Genomic DNA, 17,455 nt, shown 5'->3' with positions numbered 1-17,455 from the left:
GCGCTACGAAAGGCCGAGATCGTTGTCGATGAAGGCGAACATCTCGTCGTCGCTGGCCGTGTCGAGCCGCTCGACGACGGCGGTGCCGGACCCGGTCCCGCGGTCGGTGAGCTTGGCGAGCAGCAGCTGCAACCGGCCCGCGAGCCGGTCCCGGGTGTCCTCGTCGAGTGCTGTGGCGAGCGCCGCCTCGAAGTCGTCGAGGACCGCGAACGGGGCGTCGGCGTCGTCCTGGACGAGGTGGCCGAGGACGTGCCCGGCCATCGCGTCCGGCGACGGGTAGTCGAACAGCAGCGTCGCCGGCAGCCGCAGCCCGGACGCGGCCGCGAGCCGGTTGCGCAGCTCCAGGGCGGTGAGGGAGTCGAAGCCGAGCTCGAGGAAGCCCCGGTCGGGTTCGACGGCGTCGGGACCCGGGTAGCCGAGCACGACCGCCGCCTCGGTGCGGACCAGGTCCAGGACGGTGCGCTGCCGTTCCGCGGCGCTGAGCCGGGCGAGCCTGGTGGCGAAGGTCTCCGCGGGCTCGGCGGGGCCGCCGGTGGTGACGGCCTGCCGGGTGGGCCGGCCGACGAGGCCGCGCATGATGGCCGGCACCGCTTCGATGCCCGCGACCGCCCGGATCGCGTCGATGACGAGCCGTGCCGGGATGAGGACCGCCTCGTCGACGACGCAGGCGACGTCGAACAGCGCGAGCCCTTCGGCGTGGGACAGCGGTGCGAGGCCGCCGCGGGCCATCCGCTGCAGGTCGCCGCCGTCGAGCTTCGCCGTCATGCCGTTGCCCTGCTCCCACAGCCCCCACGCCAGCGACAGCGCCGGGAGGCCGGCGGCGCGCCGCTGGTGGGCGAGCGCGTCCAGGAACGTGTTCGCGGCCGCGTAGTTCGCCTGGCCGGTGCCGCCGAACGTGCCGGCCATCGAGCTGAACAGTACGAACGCCGACAACGGCAGATCGCGGGTCAGCTCGTCGAGGTTGAGCGCGGCATCCACCTTCGGGCGCAGCACCGTGTCGACCTGCTCGCGGGTGAGCGCCGAGACGACCCCGTCGTCGACGACCCCGGCGGTGTGCACGACACCGGTGAGCGGCCGGTCGGCGGGGATCGCGGCGAGGACCGCGGCGAGGGCGTCGCGGTCGGCGACGTCGCACTCGGCGATCGTCACCTCGGCGCCGAGGTCGAGCAGCGCCTGCCGCAGCTCGACCGCACCCTCGGCGGCGAGACCGCGGCGGCTGGTGAGCAGCAGGTGCCGGACGTTGTGCTCACCCGCGAGGTGCCGGGCGATGAGCCCACCGAGGTCGCCGGTGCCGCCGGTGACCAGGACGGTGCCCTTCGAGTCCCACGTCGCCGACGGGTTGACGCCGGGTGCGGCGGCGACCCTCGCGAGCCTCGGCACGTGGACACCGCCGACGCGGACGGCGACGTTGCCCTCCCCGCACATGAGCGCGGCGGGCAGCGCGGCGTAGGACACGTCGCGGTCGTCGAGGTCGAGCAGGACGAACCGGTCCGGGTTCTCGGTCAGCGCCGACCGGACGAGGCCCCACACGGGCGCCCACGCGAGATCCTCGACGGTTTCGCCGCCGGTACTGTGGGTGACGAAGACGAGGCGGGAGCCGGTGAAGCGTTCCTCGGCGAGCCAGGCCTGGACGAGGTCGAGGGCCCAGTAGGTGGCGGTGCGGACCCGGGCCGCCATGTCGGCGCCCTCGGGCCGGTCGGTGCAGGAGACGACGACCCGGTCCGGGACGGCGGCACCGGCGGTGACCGCGTCGCGGAGCGCGTCGAGGTCCGGGTAGCTCTCGACGGCGGCGCCGGTGGTGCCGAGCGCCTTGACGAGCTTGACCGGGTTGAGGCCGAGGACCGCCCACCGCCGACCGGTGTGGTCCCGGGCGGGCGCGACCGGGTTCATGACCATGTCGACCCGGAACAGCGAGTCGTGGTACTGCGATCGGGCCGCCTTCACCTGATCCGCGGTGACCGGACGCAACACGAGGGTGCCGATGGCGGCGAGCGGCCGGCCGGTGTGGTCGGCGAGGTCGACGGTCACGGTGTCGCTTCCGCTGCCGCTGCTGGTGAGCCGGACCCGCACCGCGGTCGCGCCGACGGCGCTGAGCGAAACCCGCTCGAACGAGAACGGCAGGACCCCGCGCCCGGCGACGCCGTCGGCGAACGCGAGGGTGTGCAGGGCGGCGTCGAGCAGCGCCGGGTGCAGGAGGTACCGGCCGGCGTCGGCGCGTTCGGTGTCGGCGAGCGCGGCCTCGGCGTAGACGGCACCGTCCCGGCGCCAGACCCGCCGCAGCGCCTGGAACGACGGTCCGTAGTCGAACCCGGCGTCGGCGAGGGTGTCGTACAGGCCTTCGATGTCGACGGGCTCGGCGCCGGCGGGCGGCCATTCGGTGAAGTCCGGCGCGTCCCAGGTGCGGGCGGCGGCGAGGCGGCCGGTGGCGTGCGCCGTCCACGTGTCGTCGCCGCCGCCGGCGTCGCGGGAGTGCACCTGCAGCGTCCGGGCGCCGAACCCGTCGGCGGCGCCGACGGTGACCTGCAACTGCAGCGCCCCGGGCTCCGGCAGGACGAGCGGGGCCTGCAGGGTGAGCTCCTCGATCCGGTCGCAGCCGACGGCGTCGCCGGCGGACAGGGCGAGCTCGACGAGGGCGGTGCCGGGCAACAGGACGGTGTCCATGACCCGGTGGTCGGCGAGCCACGGCTGGTCGGCGATCGACAGCCGGTTGGTGAAGAGGTGCCCGCCGGTGTCGGCGAGGGGGACGCCGGCGCCGAGCAGCGGGTGCCGGACGGTGTCCAGGCCGAGGGCGGCGGGGTCGGCGGCTTCGGCGGGGGCGTCGAGCCAGTACCGCTGCCGCTGGAACGCGTAGGTGGGCAGTTCCACCTGCCGGCCGCCGGCGAACACCGTGGTCCAGTCCGGGGACCATCCGGTGACGTGTGCCTGCGCCACCGCGGTCATCAGTGTGCCCGGCTCGTCGCGGCCCTTGCGCATCGCGGGGACACCGTCGACCATCGCCGACAGCACCCCGTCCGGGCCGACCTCCAGGAACCGTGTGACGCCCTTCGCGGTCAATGACGAGGCCGCGTCGGCGAACCGGACCGTGCCCCGAACCTGCCGGACCCAGTACTCCGGATCCGTCACGTCACCGGTGGACGTGACCGCGATCGGGACAGCCGGCGGGTTGAACGTCACGCTCCGCAGCACCTCACGGAACGCGTCGAGCATCCCGTCCATCCGCGCCGAATGGAACGCGTGCGACACCCGCAGCCGCTTGGTCTTCTCGAACCGCGCGGCAACGGTCAGGACCGCATCCTCGTCACCGGAGACCACCACCGCGTCAGGACCGTTCACCGCAGCGATCTCCGCGCCATCGACCAGCACCGCACGCACGTCCGCCTCGGACGCCTGGACCGCGACCATCGCACCACCAGCCGGCAACGCCTGCATCAACCGACCCCGCGCCTCGACGACCCTGCACGCGTCCGCCAGGGACCACACCCCAGCCACGTGCGCGGCGGCCAGCTCACCGATCGAGTGGCCGAGCAGGAAGTCAGGCTTGAGACCCCACGACTCCAAGAGGCGGTACACCGCGACCTCGACCGCGAACAGGGCAGGCTGCGTCCACCGCGTCTCGTCGAGCAGATCACCCTCGACGTCAGCAAGCCCCTCGATGTGGGCGCACACCTCGTCGTACGCCGCCGCGAACACCGGGAACGCCTGGTACAGGCCGCGTCCCATGCCGGACCACTGCGCGCCCTGACCGGTGAACAGCATCGCCGAACCGCCGTCCCGGACCCGGCCACGGACCGGGACGTCGCCGAGCAGCACCGCCCGGTACTCGAACGCCGACCGGCCCGTCGCGAGGGAGTACGCGACGTCGAGGGGGTCCACTCCGGGCCGTTCGGCGACGAACGACTCCAGCCGGGCCAACTGCTCGCCCAGCGCCGCCTCGGACCGGCCGGAGACCAGCACCGGCACGATGGGCAGCGCCGCGGCACGGACGGCGGGGGCGGTCAGGAGCGCGGGCGGCTCCTCGACGATGACGTGCGCGTTCGTGCCGGAGATGCCGAACGACGACACTCCGGCGCGACGCGGCCGGTCGCCGGACGGCCACGGCCGGGCCTCGGTGACGAGGTCGACGGCGCCGGACGCCCAGTCGACGTGCGGGGACGGGGCGTCGACGTGCAGGGTGCGGGGCACCGTCCCGTGCCGCAGCGCCAGGACCATCTTCATCAGCCCGGCGACGCCGGACGCGGCCTGGGTGTGCCCGAGGTTCGACTTCACCGAGCCCAGCAGCAGCGGCCGCTCGCGGTCCTGCCCGTACGTCGCGAGGATCGCCTGCGCCTCGATCGGGTCGCCGAGGCTCGTGCCGGTGCCGTGCGCCTCGACGACGTCGACGTCCGCGGGACGCAGCCCGGCGTCGGCGAGGGCCTGCCGGATGACGCGCTGCTGGGCGGGACCGTTCGGGGCGGTGAGTCCGTTGGAGGCGCCGTCCTGGTTGACGGCGGAGCCGCGGACGACGGCGAGGACGGGGTGGCCGTTGGCGACGGCATCGGAGAGCCGTTCGACGAGGACCAGGCCGACGCCCTCGGCCCAGCCGGCGCCGTCGGCGGAGGCGGAGAACGCCTTGCACCGGCCGTCGGGTGACAGGGCCCGCTGCCGGCTGAACTCGACGAACGTGTCGGTCGAGGAGATGATCGTGACGCCGCCGGCGAGGGCGAGGGTGCAGTCGCCGCGACGCAGCGCCTGCATGGCGAGGTGCAGCGCGACCAGCGACGACGAGCAGGCCGTGTCGACGGTCAGCGCCGGTCCTTCGAGGCCGAACAGGTAGGAGATGCGGCCCGAGGCGACGCTGCCGGCGCTGCCCAGCGCGAGCTGCCCCTCGAAGCCCTCGGGCGCGGTGTGCAGGCGGCACACGTAGTCGTGGTAGTTGGAGCCGACGAAGACGCCGGTGCGGCTGCCACGGGCGGTCGCGGGGTCGATCCCGGCGCGTTCGAACGCCTCCCACGACGTTTCGAGGAGCAGCCGCTGCTGCGGGTCCATGGCGAGGGCCTCGCGCGGGGAGATGCCGAAGAACCCGGGGTCGAACGCGGCGGCGTCGTGCAGGAACCCGCCCTCGCGGGTGTAGAACGTGCCGGACCGTTCGGGGTCCGGGTCGTAGAGCCGGTCGATGTCCCAGCCGCGGTCGGTGGGGAACGGCCCGACGGCGTCGACCTCGTCGGTGAGGATCCGCCACAGGTCTTCGGGGCTGTGGACGCCGCCGGGCAGCCGGCAGGTCATCGCGACGATGGCGATCGGGTCGTCGTCGGCCTCCCGCGGCCCGGTCTCGACAGCTTCGCTCTGCTGGCCTCCGACGAGTTCGCCGAGCAGGAACCGGGTGAGGGTGGTGGCGGTCGGGTGGTCGAAGACGAGGGTCACCGGCAGCCGCAGCCCGGTGGCGGCGCCGAGCCGGTTGCGCAGCTCGACGGCGGTGAGGGAGTCGAAGCCGAGGTCGCGGAACGCCCGGCCGGGGTCGACGGCGGTGTCCTCCTGGAAGCCGAGGACGGCGCCCGCGTGCCGGCGGATGAGTCGCAGCAGCCGGGCCTCCTGCTCGGCGGCGGGGAGCCCGGCGAGCTCACGGCCGAGGGGGACGCCCTGACCGGCGGCGCTGTCGGCGGGCGGTGCGGCCTCCGGCAGGTCGCGCAGGGCGGGGCCGGGCCGGGCCGCGGTGAACGCGGGGGCGTACCGGCTCCAGTCGACGTCGGCGATCGCGATGCAGGTGTCGCCGTCGTCGAGGGCGCGGTGCAGGAGGCTGATCGCCTTGCCCGGGTCCATCGGGAGCATGCCCTGGCGGCGGGCGGACTCACCGGTCTCGCCGGCGGCGAGGCCGTCGCCGGCCCAGACGCCCCAGGCGACGGAGGTGGCCGGGAGTCCTGCCGCCTGCCGCTGCTGGGCGAGCGCGTCGAGGACGCTGTTGGCGGCGGCGTACGTGCCCTGCCCGGGTCCGCCGAGCGTGCCGCCGAGGGAGGAGAACAGCACGAAGGCGCTCAGGTCCAGGTCTCTGGTGAGGTCGTGCAGGTGCAGGGCCGCGCCGGACTTCGGTGCGGCGACGGCGGCGGCCCGTTCGGCGGTGACACCGTCGATGACACCGTCGTCGAGGACGGCGGCGGCGTGGAACACGGACCGCAGCGGCCGCTCCTCGGGCACCCCGGCGAGGAGCGCGGCGAGGGCGTCGCGGTCGGTGACGTCGACAGCGGCGACGGTGACGTCGCAGCCGCCGTCGCGCAGCTCCTGGGCGAGCTCGGCGGCGCCGGGCGCGTCGGGGCCGCGGCGGCTGGTGAGCAGCAGATGCTCGGCGCCCTCGGCGGCGAGCCAGCGGGCGAGCCGCGCCCCGATGCCACCGGTCCCGCCGGTGACCAGGACGGTCCCGTCCGGCCGCCACCGTCCGTCGCGGGATGCGGTCGCGGTGCCGGCGCGGACGAGGCGGCGCGCGTACGTCCCGGTGCCGCGGACGGCGACCTGGTCCTCGCCGTCCCGGCCGGTGACGACCGCGGCGAGCCGTGCGACGGTGCCCGCGGTGACGTCGGCGGGCAGGTCGACGAGGCCGCCCCACCGGTCCGGGTGTTCGAGGGCGGCGATGCGGCCGAGCCCCCACGTCATCGCCTGCAGCGGCGCGCTCACCGCGTCCGCGGCGCCGACGGCGACAGCGCCGCTGGTCGCCACCCACAGCGGCGCGGCGCACCCCACGTCGCCGAGGGCCTGCAGCAGCGTCACCGTCGCGACGAACCCGGCCGGCAGCGCGGACCCGGCGGCGTGCGGCAGCTCGTCGACGGCCAGCAGCGACAGGACCCGGTCCGGTGCGGGGTTGCTGTCCAGGGCGGTCCGCAGGTGCGCGGCCGTCGTCTCCCGGTCCACGTGTGCGGGCAGCGTCAGCACATCGGCGCGGACACCGGCGGCGAGCAGGTGGGCGACGAGGTGTCCGGTCCAGGCACCGGCCCGGTCCGCGGCGGGCAGCACGACCAGCCACCGCCCCGCCGGCGTGGCCGGGGCATCGGACAGGGGCTGCCAGCGGATGCGGTACCGCCAGGCGTCCAGCGCGACCCGGTCCGCCTGCTCCCGGCGCCACCGGGACAGCGCCGGCAGCAGCCCTTCGACGGCGTCGGGTGCCACGTCGAGCGTCGCGGCGAACTCCCGCAGGTCCTGCTGCTCGACGAGCTGCCAGAACCGGGCGTCCACGCCGTCGCCGGCGGCGGCCGGGGGTGGGGCGTCCAGCCAGTACCGCTGCCGCTGGAACGCATAGGTCGGCAGGTCGACGACCCGTCGCCCGGCGCCGAACGCGGATGCCCAGTCGACGGCGGTGCCGTGCGCGTGCAGGGCCCCCAGGGCGGTGAGGAGCCTGGCGGGCCCGCCGTCGTCGCGGCGCAGCGTCCCGGTGACCACGGCGTCGAGGTCCTCGAGGGTCTCCTGGACGCCGGGGACCAGCACCGGGTGGGCGCTGACCTCCACGAACACGGTGACGCCGAGGTCGGCGAGGTCCCGCACGGCCGGCGCGAACCGCACGCTGTGCCGCAGGTTGCGGTACCAGTACTCGGCGCCGCCCAGCTCGATGTCCGTGACGTCGGCGCCGACCGTGGAGTGGAACCCGATCCGCGCCGGGCGCGGGGCGACGGGCGCGAGCACGTCGAGGAGCTGGTCGTGGATCGCTTCGACATGGGCGCAGTGCGAGGCGTAGTCCACCTCGACGCGGCGGGTGCGGACCCCGTCGGCGGCGCACGCGTCGGCGAGCTCGGCGAGGGCCGTCACGTCACCGGAGACGACGACGGACGCCGTGCCGTTGACGGCCGCGACGCTGAGCCTGTCCACCCACGGCGTGAGCCGCGCGGCCGCCTGGTCCTGCGGCAGCGCGACGGACAGCATCCCGCCGCGCCCGGCGAGGACCGACAGCGCCTGGCTGCGCAGGGCGACGACCCGGGCGGCGTCTTCGAGGGTGAGGATCCCGGCGACGCAGGCGGCGGCGATCTCGCCCTGGGAGTGTCCGACGACGACGTCGGGGGTGACGCCGCGGGACGTCCACCAGGCGGCGAGGGACACCATCACGGCCCACAGCACCGGCTGCACGACGTCGACCCGGTCGAAGCCCGGCGCGTCGGCGTCGCCGCGCAGCACCGCGGTCAGCGACCAGTCGACGAACGGCGCGAGGGCCGCCTCGCAGGCCGCGATCCGCTCGCGGAACACCGGCTCGGTGGCGAGGAGTTCGACGCCCATGCCGAGCCATTGCGAGCCCTGGCCGGGGAACACGAACGCGACCTTCCCGCCGGGCCGGGTGACTCCGGTGACGGTGGCGGCCGCTGGTGTACCGGCGGCGAGCCCGGCCAGCTGCCGCACGATGTCGTCCCGGTCGGTGCCGGCGACGACCGCCCGGTGCGACAGCGCGGCCCGCGTGGTGAACAGCGACCAGGCGGCGTCGGCGAGACCGTCGTCGGTGCCCGCCAGGTGGGTGGCGAGCCGCCCGGCCTGAGCGCGCAGCGCCTCGTCGTTGTGCGCGGACAGCAGGACCGGGACAGCGGCAGGCTCGGAACTCACGGGAGGCTCGGCGGACGGCTCGGCCGGCGCTTCGAGGATGACGTGCGCGTTGGTGCCGGACACCCCGAACGACGACACCCCGGCCCGGCGCGGACGGCCGGTCTCGGGCCAGTCGCGTGCCTCGGTGAGCAGCTCCACGGCGCCGGCGGTCCAGTCGACGTGGGTCGACGGCCGACCGTCCACGTGCAGGGTCCTCGGCAGGACGCCGTGCCGCATCGCGAGGACCATCTTGATGATGCCGCCGATGCCCGCGGCGGCCTGGGTGTGCCCGACGTTGGACTTCAGCGACCCGAGCCAGATCGGGGCGTCCCGGTCCTGGCCGTAGGTCGCGAGGAGCGCCTGCGCTTCGATCGGGTCGCCGAGGGCGGTGCCGGTGCCGTGCGCCTCGACGGCGTCCACATCGGACGGTCCGACCCCCGCGGCGTGCAGGGCGGCGCGGATGACCCGCTGCTGCGCCGGGCCGTTCGGGGCCGTCAGACCGTTGGACGCGCCGTCCTGGTTGAGCGCGGAGCCGCGCACGACGGCCAGGACGCGATGGCCGCGGGCCCGGGCGTCGCTGAGCCGCTCCAGGACGAGCATGCCGGCGCCCTCGGCGAGGCCCATGCCGTCCGCGTCGTCGGAGAACGCCTTGCAGCGGCCGTCGACGGCGAGCCCGCGCTGCCGGCTGAACCCGACGAACGCGGCCGGCGACGACATGACGGCGACCCCGCCGGCGAGGGCGAGGTCGCATTCGCCGCGGCGCAGCGCCTGCGCGGCCAGGTGCGTGGCCACCATACCCGACGAGCAGGCGGTGTCGACGGTGACGGCCGGTCCTTCGAGCCCGAACGTGTAGGCGATGCGGCCGGACGCGACGCTGCTCTCGGTGCCGATGATGAGGTGGCCCTCGGCACCGTCGGGGACCTGCGCCAGCCGGGCGCCGTAGTCACCGCCGGCGGCACCGACGTACACGCCCGCCGGAGTGCCGCGCAGGGTGGTGTGGTCGATGCCGGCGGCCTCGAACGCCTCCCAGGCGACCTCGAGCAGCAGCCGCTGCTGCGGGTCCATGGCGATGGCCTCCCGCGGCGAGATCCCGAACAGTGACGGGTCGAAGCGGACGGCGTCGCGCAGGAAGCCGCCGTCGCGGACGTAGCTGCGCCCGGCACGGTCCGGGTCCGGGTCGTACAGGTTGTCGGCGTCCCAGCCGCGGTCGGTGGGCAGCGGGCCGATCGCGTCGCCGCCCTCGCTGAGCAGCGTCCAGAGGTCCGCGGGCGACTCGACGCCACCGGCGAAGCGGCAGCTCATGCCGACGATCGCGATCGGCTCGTCGGCGTCGACCACGGCCTTCGGCGCTCCGCCGGCCGTGGACGTCCCGCCGCCGAGTTCGTGGTGCAGGTGCGCGGCGAGCGCGTCGACGCTCGGGTAGTCGAAGACGACGGTCGACGGCAGCCGCAGCCCGGTACGCCGGGTCAGTGCGTCCCGCAGTTCCAGGGCGGTCAGCGAGTCGAACCCGAGGTCGCGGAACGAGCGGGTCCCGTCGACGGCGTCGCCGCCCCGGTGGCCGAGCGCGGTGGCGGCGCCGGCCCGGACGAGGTCCTGCAGGGCGCGGAGCCGGTCGGCGTAGGCGAGCCCGAGCAGCCCGGCGTCCGCCCCACCGGTCGTGGGCGTCGCGGGCGGGGCGAGCGCCGCGGCGGCGTCGGGCAGGTCGGCGATGAGCGGGCGGGGCCGGGCGGCGGCGAACAGCGGGGCGAACTGCGCCCAGTCGACGTCGGCGACGACGGCGGTGGCCGCGTCACGGTCCAGGATGTGGTGCATGGCGTCGAGGGCGTCGGCGGGGGCCATGAAGGTGATGCCGTGCCAGTTCGCCGACGAGCGGACGTCGGCGCGGGCCATGCCGCCGCTCTCCGGGCTCCAGATGCCCCACGCGATCGACGTCCCGGCGCGGCCGCGGGCACGGCGGGCCTGGGCGAGCGCGTCGAGATAGGCGTTCGCGGCGGCGTACGCACCGTGGTCGCCGCTGCCCCAGACGCCGGCGACGGAGGCGTACATGACGAACCGGTCGACGGTGTCACGGTCGAAGACGGCGTCGAGGTTCGCGGCGCCGCCGAGCTTCGCGGCGGTCGCGGCGGCGAGGTCGGCGGGGGTGGTGTCGCGGAGGCGGCCGAGGACGCCGACGCCGGCGGCGTGCACGACGGTGCGGATCGGGCCGTGTTCGGCCTCGAGGGCCTCGACGAGCGCGGTGAGTGCGTCCCGGTCGGCGACGTCGCACGCGGCGACGGTGACCCCCGCGCCGAGGGCGGTGAGCTCGTCGCGCAGCTCGGCGACGCCGGGTGCGTCGTCGCCGCGCCGGCTGAGCAGCACGAGGTGGCCGGCACCGTGCCGGGCGAGCCAGCGCGCGGTCTGCGCGCCCAGCCCGGTGGTGCCGCCGGTCACGAGCGCCGCACCGCGCGGCCGCCAGGCCGCAGGGGTCCCGCCGGTGCCGGCCGACCTGGCGATCCGGCGGGCGTGCACCGCGCCGCCACGGATGGCGACCTGGTCCTCGCCGCCGCCGAGTACAGCGGGCAACAGGTCCACATCACCGGTCAGGTCGATGAGGCCGCCCCAGCGGTCGGGGTGTTCGAGGGCGGCGACGCGGCCGAGCCCCCAGACGGCGGCCTGCATCGGGTCGCTGACGTCGTCGCCGGCGCTGACGGCGCCGCTGGTGACGCACCACAGGGGTGCGTCGACGCCCGCGTCGCCGAGGGCCTGCAGGAGCGTGAGGGTGTCCGTGACGCCGGCGGTGACCGACGCCGGGCCGGTCGACGGGGTCGTGGACGCGGCGAGGGTCGACACCACCCCGGTCACCCCGTCCCCGGCGGCGGCCAGGTGTCCGGTGAGTGCCGCCCGGTCCACGTGCTCGTCCACGGTGAGCGTGCGGACGTTCGCGCCGGCCCGGGTGAGCGTGTCGTGCAGGGGCTGGTCGCCGGTGTGGGTGACGAGCAGCCAGGTCCCGTCGAGCGCTGGCGCGGCGATGGGGACGGGCTTCCACGTCTCGTGGTAGAGCCGGCCATCCACAGTGGATGCGCGGGCGGCGGCGGCGAGCCAGAACCGGTCCCGTTGGAACGCATAGGTGGGCAACCCCACCTGGCGGCCGGCCAGCATAACGGTCCAGTCCGGGGACCAGCCGGCGACGTGCATCCGCGCGACCGCCGCCATCATCGTGGCGACCTCGTCGCGACCCTTGCGCATGGCCGGCACGCCGCCGACCAGCGCGGACAGCACCCCGTCAGGGCCGACCTCCAGGAATCGGGTCACACCCTTCGTCTTGACGGCATCGACCGCGTCGGCGAACCGGACCGTGCCGCGGACCTGCCGGACCCAGTACTCCGGGTCGGTCACGTCACCGGTGGACGTGACGGCGATCGGGATCGCCGGCGGGTTGAACGTGACGGTGGACAGCACCTCGCGGAACGCGTCGAGCATCCCGTCCATCCGCGCCGAGTGGAACGCGTGCGACACCCGCAGCCGCTTGGTCTTCTCGAAGCCACCGGCGACAGCGAGCACGGCCGCCTCGTCACCGGACACCACCACCGCGTCCGGACCGTTGACCGCCGCGATCTCAGCACCGTCGACCAGCACCGCGCGGACCGCGTCCTCGGTGGCCTGGATCGCCACCATCGCGCCACCGGCGGGCAGCGCCTGCATCAACCGGCCTCGGGCCTCGACGACCTTACAGGCGTCAGCAAGCGACCAGACCCCGGCGACGTGCGCCGCGGCCAGCTCGCCGATGGAGTGGCCGAGGAGGAAGCCGGGCCGCAGCCCCCAGGACTCCAGCAGCCGGTACACCGCGACCTCGACGGCGAAGAGCGCCGGCTGTGTCCACCGTGTCTCGTCGAGCAGCTCCCCCGACACGTCGCGCAGGCCTGTGATGTGCGCACACACCGCGTCGTACGCGGCGGCGAACACCGGGAAGGCCGTGTAGAGGCCGCGACCCATGCCGGGGAACTGCGCGCCCTGGCCGGTGAACAGCATCGCCGGGACGGCCTCGAGGTCGGCGGTGCCGGTGACGACGTCCGGGTCCGGCTCGCCTGCCGCGAGCGCGGCGAGGCCGCGGGTCAGCGCGGCCCGGTCGGCGCCGAGCACGACGGCCCGGTGCTCCAGGTGCGCCCGGGCGGTCGCGCGCGTCACGGCGACGTCGGCGGCGTCGAGCCCTGGGTGCTCGTCGATGAACGCGGCCAGGGCGGCGGCCTGGGCCGGCAGCGCCTCCGCGGTCCGCGCCGAGAGGGTCAACGGCAGCAGCGGAAGCAGCGAACGCGACGGGGAGAGGGCTTCAGCCGTTGCGGGCGCCTGTTCCAGCAGCACGTGGGCGTTGGTGCCGCTGGCGCCGAACGCGGAGACGCCGACGCGGCGCGGCCGGTCGGTGGCGGGCCACGGCTGCGCGTCGGTCAGCAGCCGCACCGCCCCCGCGGACCAGTCGACCTTCGACGACGGGGCACTGACGTGCAGCGTGCGGGGCAGGATGCCGTGCCGCATCGCGAGGACGGCCTTGATGACCCCGGCGACACCGGCGGCGGCCTGCGTGTGGCCGAGGTTCGACTTCAGGGTGCCGAGCCACAGCGGCGTCTGGCGGCCCTGCCCGTACGTGGCGAGCAGCGCCTCGGCCTCGATCGGGTCGCCGAGGGTGGTGCCGGTGCCGTGCGCCTCGACCGCGTCCACGTCGGACGCCTCCAGGCCCGCGTCGGTGAGGGCGGCGCGGATGACCCGCTGCTGCGCCGGACCGTTCGGGGCCGTCAGACCGTTGGAGGCACCGTCCTGGTTCACCGCGGACCCGCGGACGACGGCGAGGACCCGGTGGCCGGCGGCGACCGCGTCGGACAGGCGCTGCAGCAGCAGCACGCCGACGCCCTCGCCCCAGCCGGTGCCGTCGGCATCGTCGGAGAACGCCTTGCAGCGGCCGTCGGGGGCCAGGCCACGCTGGCGGGAGAACTCGACGAACGACTGCGGGACCGCCATGACGGTGGCGCCGCCGACGACGGCCATGCCGCACTCCCCCGCCCGCAGCGAGCGGACCGCGAGGTGCAGCGCGACGAGCGACGACGAGCACATGGTGTCGACGGTGACGGCGGGGCCCCGGGTGCCGAACGTGTACGCGAGCCGCCCGGACAGCACGGCCGCGGCACCGCCGGTCAGCAGGTGCCCCTCGACGCCTTCGGGGGCGCCCGCGGTGGCGGTGCCGTATCCCTGGTGGCTGGCGCCGACGAACACGCCGGTGTCGGTGTCGCGGACGCGCTCCGGGTCGATCCCGGCGTCCTCCAGGGCCTCCCACGTGGTCTCCAGCAGCAGCCGCTGCTGCGGGTCCATGGCGAGGGCCTCGCGCGGGGAGATGCCGAAGAAGCCGGCGTCGAACGCGTCGGCATCGTGCAGGAAGCCACCGTCGCGGGCGTACGTGCGGCCGGGACGGCCCGGGGTCGGGTCGTAGATGCGGTCGAAGTCCCAGCCGCGGTTGACCGGCACGCCGGTGACGGCGTCGCGCTCGCCGACGACCAGGTCCCAGAGCGCGTCGGGGCCGGTGACACCGCCGGGGAACCGGCAGCCGATGCCGACGACGGCGATCGGCTCCCGGTCGCGTTCCTCGAACTCCCGGATACGCCGGTTGGCCTGGCGCAGGTCGGCCGTCACCCGCTTGAGGTAGTCGCGGAGCTTGTCCTCGTTCGCCATCTCGCTCGGCTCCTCGTGACAGCGTGCGGGTGCCCGGCGGCCGGGACGCACGGTGGGTGGTCGGTCGGTCCCTGCGGTCGGGCCTCAGGCGCTGACGGTCTCGACCGGCTTCGCCTGCGTGGGGATCGGCGCGATCGAAGCCGAAGCGGCGTCGCGGGCGACGGCGGCGACCCGGGCGATCGTCGGCTCCCGCACGATCTCACCGAGGCGGGCCATGAACAGCGGCTCGGCGGCGGCGCCGACGACGTCGCGGCAGACGGCGCCGACCATCGACAGCATCAGCAGCGAGTCGCCGCCGAGCTGGTGGAAGTCGGTGTCGTCGGCGAGGCGGTCGGGGTCGACGCCCAGGGTCGCGGACCAGATCCCGGCGACGGCGCGGGTGATCTCGTCCCTGCCGGAATGATCGGCGGCGGGCTCGTCGACACCCGCGAACGGGTCCGGCAGCGCCTTCACGTCGATCTTGCCGTTGACGGTACGAGGCAGCTCGGCCACGACGGTCACGGTGGCCGGCACCATGTACCTGGGCAGCCGTTCGGCCACGAACGCCTGCAGCTGCGCGGGGTCGGGCGCGTCGCCCACGACGTAGGCGCACAGCAGCTTGTGCTCGCCGCCGGGCCGGCTACGGGCGAGGACCGCGGCCCGGCTGACCGTCGGGTGGTCCTCCAGGGCCTGCGCGATCTCGGCCGGCTCGATCCGGTTGCCCAGCACCTTCACCTGGTCGTCGGCGCGGGTGAGGAACTCGACCACCCCGGCGTCGATGACGCGGACGATGTCGCCGGTGCGGTAGACGCGGGTACCGTCGGCGAGGCGCACGAACCGGTTCCGGGTCAGGTCCGGCCGGCCCCGGTAGCCACGGGCCAGCTGGACACCGCCGATGTGCAGCTCACCGGCCTCGCCGGGCGCGACGAACCGGTGCTGCGCGTCCAGGACGTGGGCGGTGCAGCCGGCCGGCGGCACGCCGATCGGCACCCCGGCGGCCTTGTCGGTGGCGGGGTCGAACGTGTGCGCGAGGCACTCGATGGTGGCCTCGGTGGGGCCGTACAGGTTCATCACCCGGCATTCGGGGCCGAACATGTCGAGTGCCTGCACGGCGACGCCGGTGCGCAGCACCTCCCCCGCGGCGGCGACGACCCGCACGGTGTCCGGGCGCACGTCGAGCTCGCAGATCAGCTCCAGCAGCGACGGCGTCATCGTCAGCACCGTCGGCGCGTCGTCGGTGAGCAGCGTGCGCAGCGTCGCGTGGTTGAGGTCGCCGCGGGGCAGCAGGACCGTGCCACCCACGAGGAGCGGCAGGAACAGCGTCGTACACGAGACGTCGAACGCAAACGAGGTCAGCAGCGGCATCCGGGTGGACGCGTCGACGCCGAGGTAGGGCGTGGCCCACGCGGCGTAGTTGGCGAGGGAGCGGTGCTCGATCTCCACGCCCTTGGGCCGGCCGGTCGAGCCGGAGGTGTAGATGACGTAGATCAGGTCGCCGGGCGACGTGGCGGGCTCGGTCCAGTCGACGGGCGGCTCGCCGGTCAGCTCGTCGAGCAGCAGGGTGGCGCAGCCGTCGGGGACGACGGCGCGCGTGTCGTGCGGGCGCTGCACGAGGCAGACCGGGGCCTGCGCGTCGGCGAGGATCCCGGCCAGGCGGGCGTCGGGGTGCTGCACGTCCAGCGGCAGATACGCGGCGCCGGCCCGCACGACACCCCAGATGGCGGCGACGGCGGCGGCGGTGCGGTCGGCGAGCACGCCGACGACGTCCTCACGACCGATGCCACGGGCCCGCAGCGCGGTGGCGACGACCCGGGACCGCCGGTCGAGCTCCGCGTAGGTGAGGTCGCCGTCGGGGCCGCTGACGGCGAGCGCGTCGGGTGTGGCGGCGCACTGCGCGGCGAACGCCGGTAGGACGGTGCCGGGCCCCGTGACGTCCACAGTGGATCCGGGACGCAGCGCCGCCGGGGACAGCGCCTCCTCGATCCGGTCCAGCAGCGCGGTCGCCTTCTCCTCAATGCCCGGTCCGTCGTGCCAGCTCAGGGTGATCTCGGTGTGCCCGGCGCACTCGACGGCGTCGAGCTCGACGGGCCCGCCGGCCGGGCTGCTGGACAGCGAGTACAGGGCGGTCGCGGCGAACCCGGCGGTGCTGAAGTCCTCGACGTCGACCCGGCCGAGGTGCGCCAGGGACGCGTGCGACGGGTACAGGTTCTGCTTGGCGGCCTTGCTGTCCAGGGCGCCGTTGATGAACCGCAGGACCGGCTGCGGGATCTTCAGCACGGCCGGGTCGAGGCGGGCCTGCGCGTCGCGTTCCTCGGCGAGCATCGTCAGCAGCCGCTCGTGGGTCGCCTCCCAGTCCTGCCCGGCGGGCACGGTGAAGGGCAGGCTGTGCGAGAGGCTGGCGGTGGAGCGGGTCTGCGGGGCGTAGCGGCGCAGGTTGACCGGCACCGCGAACTGGGCGTCGCCGTCGCCGCACAGCGGTGCGATCGCGGTGGCGAGCCGGGCGATGAGGCCCGCGTGGTAGCCGTCGACGCTGCGGCGAAGCCACAGGGTCCGCCGCGGCGTGCCGGGTGTCCGCTCGCCGAGCAGCGCCGGATACCGCAGGCCCGGCGGGGTCGGCTTGTGCGTCAGCGGCGGCAGCAGGTCGACCTCGGTGACGGTGTCGGTGGCGCCGGTGAGCGGCTCGCCGCGCAGGGCGCGGAACACGTCGGCCGCCCACAGCAGCACCCCGCCGGCGTCCATCACGGCGTGGGAGGCGCGGAACACGACCGCCGGATCGGGACCGCCGACGTAGAGGACCTCGCACGTCGGCCCGCCGCGGTGCAGCAGTGGCTCCTGCAGCTCCGGCAGCCGATGTACGGGCACGTCGCCGGCGACCTCCGCGTGCCGGACCGCGGGCGGCCGTCCGGTGTCGACCCACGCCCGGCCCTTGCGGGCGAGCCGGGTGCCGGGGCACGCGTCCGACGCGGCGGTGACCGCCTCGGCGAGCCGGTCGGGGTCGAGCGCACCGGTGCCCTCGACGGCGACCTGCAGCACCGGCACGGCACCGCGCGGATGCGCGGCGATCCACCATTCGACGGGCGAGACCGCCCGGCGGAACGTGGAGCTCTGGCGCTGATCGGTGGACGGCAAGTCGGCCTCCCTCTCGCCGCGCCGGCGGCGGGCGGCGGACGACGCACCAGTCGCCGTCCCGCCCGCCGCTGTGGCGCGTCCGCGCCGCATGTGTGCGGCGGCTTCGACTTCTGAGACGAAGTATGGTGCG

Annotated in this window: 2 protein-coding genes; both read right to left on the bottom strand. The window is 75.3% G+C overall.

Annotated elements, in window-relative coordinates:
• Nucleotides 1–3 precede the first annotated feature (3 nt).
• Nucleotides 4–14,217, bottom strand: a complete 14,214-nt coding sequence (locus ABZS58_RS34015) for a type I polyketide synthase (protein ID WP_354787352.1) — start codon at nt 14,215–14,217, stop codon at nt 4–6.
• An 84-nt stretch (nt 14,218–14,301) separates the two neighbouring features.
• Nucleotides 14,302–17,325 (bottom strand): non-ribosomal peptide synthetase, encoded by a 3,024-nt coding sequence (locus ABZS58_RS34010; protein WP_354787351.1) that lies wholly within the window; start codon nt 17,323–17,325, stop codon nt 14,302–14,304.
• Between the last annotated feature and the right edge of the window lie 130 nt (nt 17,326–17,455).

Source organism: Dactylosporangium sp. NPDC005555 (assembly GCF_040605635.1).
Lineage (GTDB): Bacteria > Actinomycetota > Actinomycetes > Mycobacteriales > Micromonosporaceae > Dactylosporangium.
The sequence above is the reverse complement of the archived record's forward strand: the minus strand, read 5'-3'. Positions and strand labels throughout refer to the sequence as shown.

What these genes read in the sequence shown, in the direction of transcription:
- ABZS58_RS34015 (WP_354787352.1), bottom strand. Translation starts at nt 14,217, where the DNA reads ATGGCGAACGAGGACAAGCTCCGCGACTACCTCAAGCGGGTGACGGCC.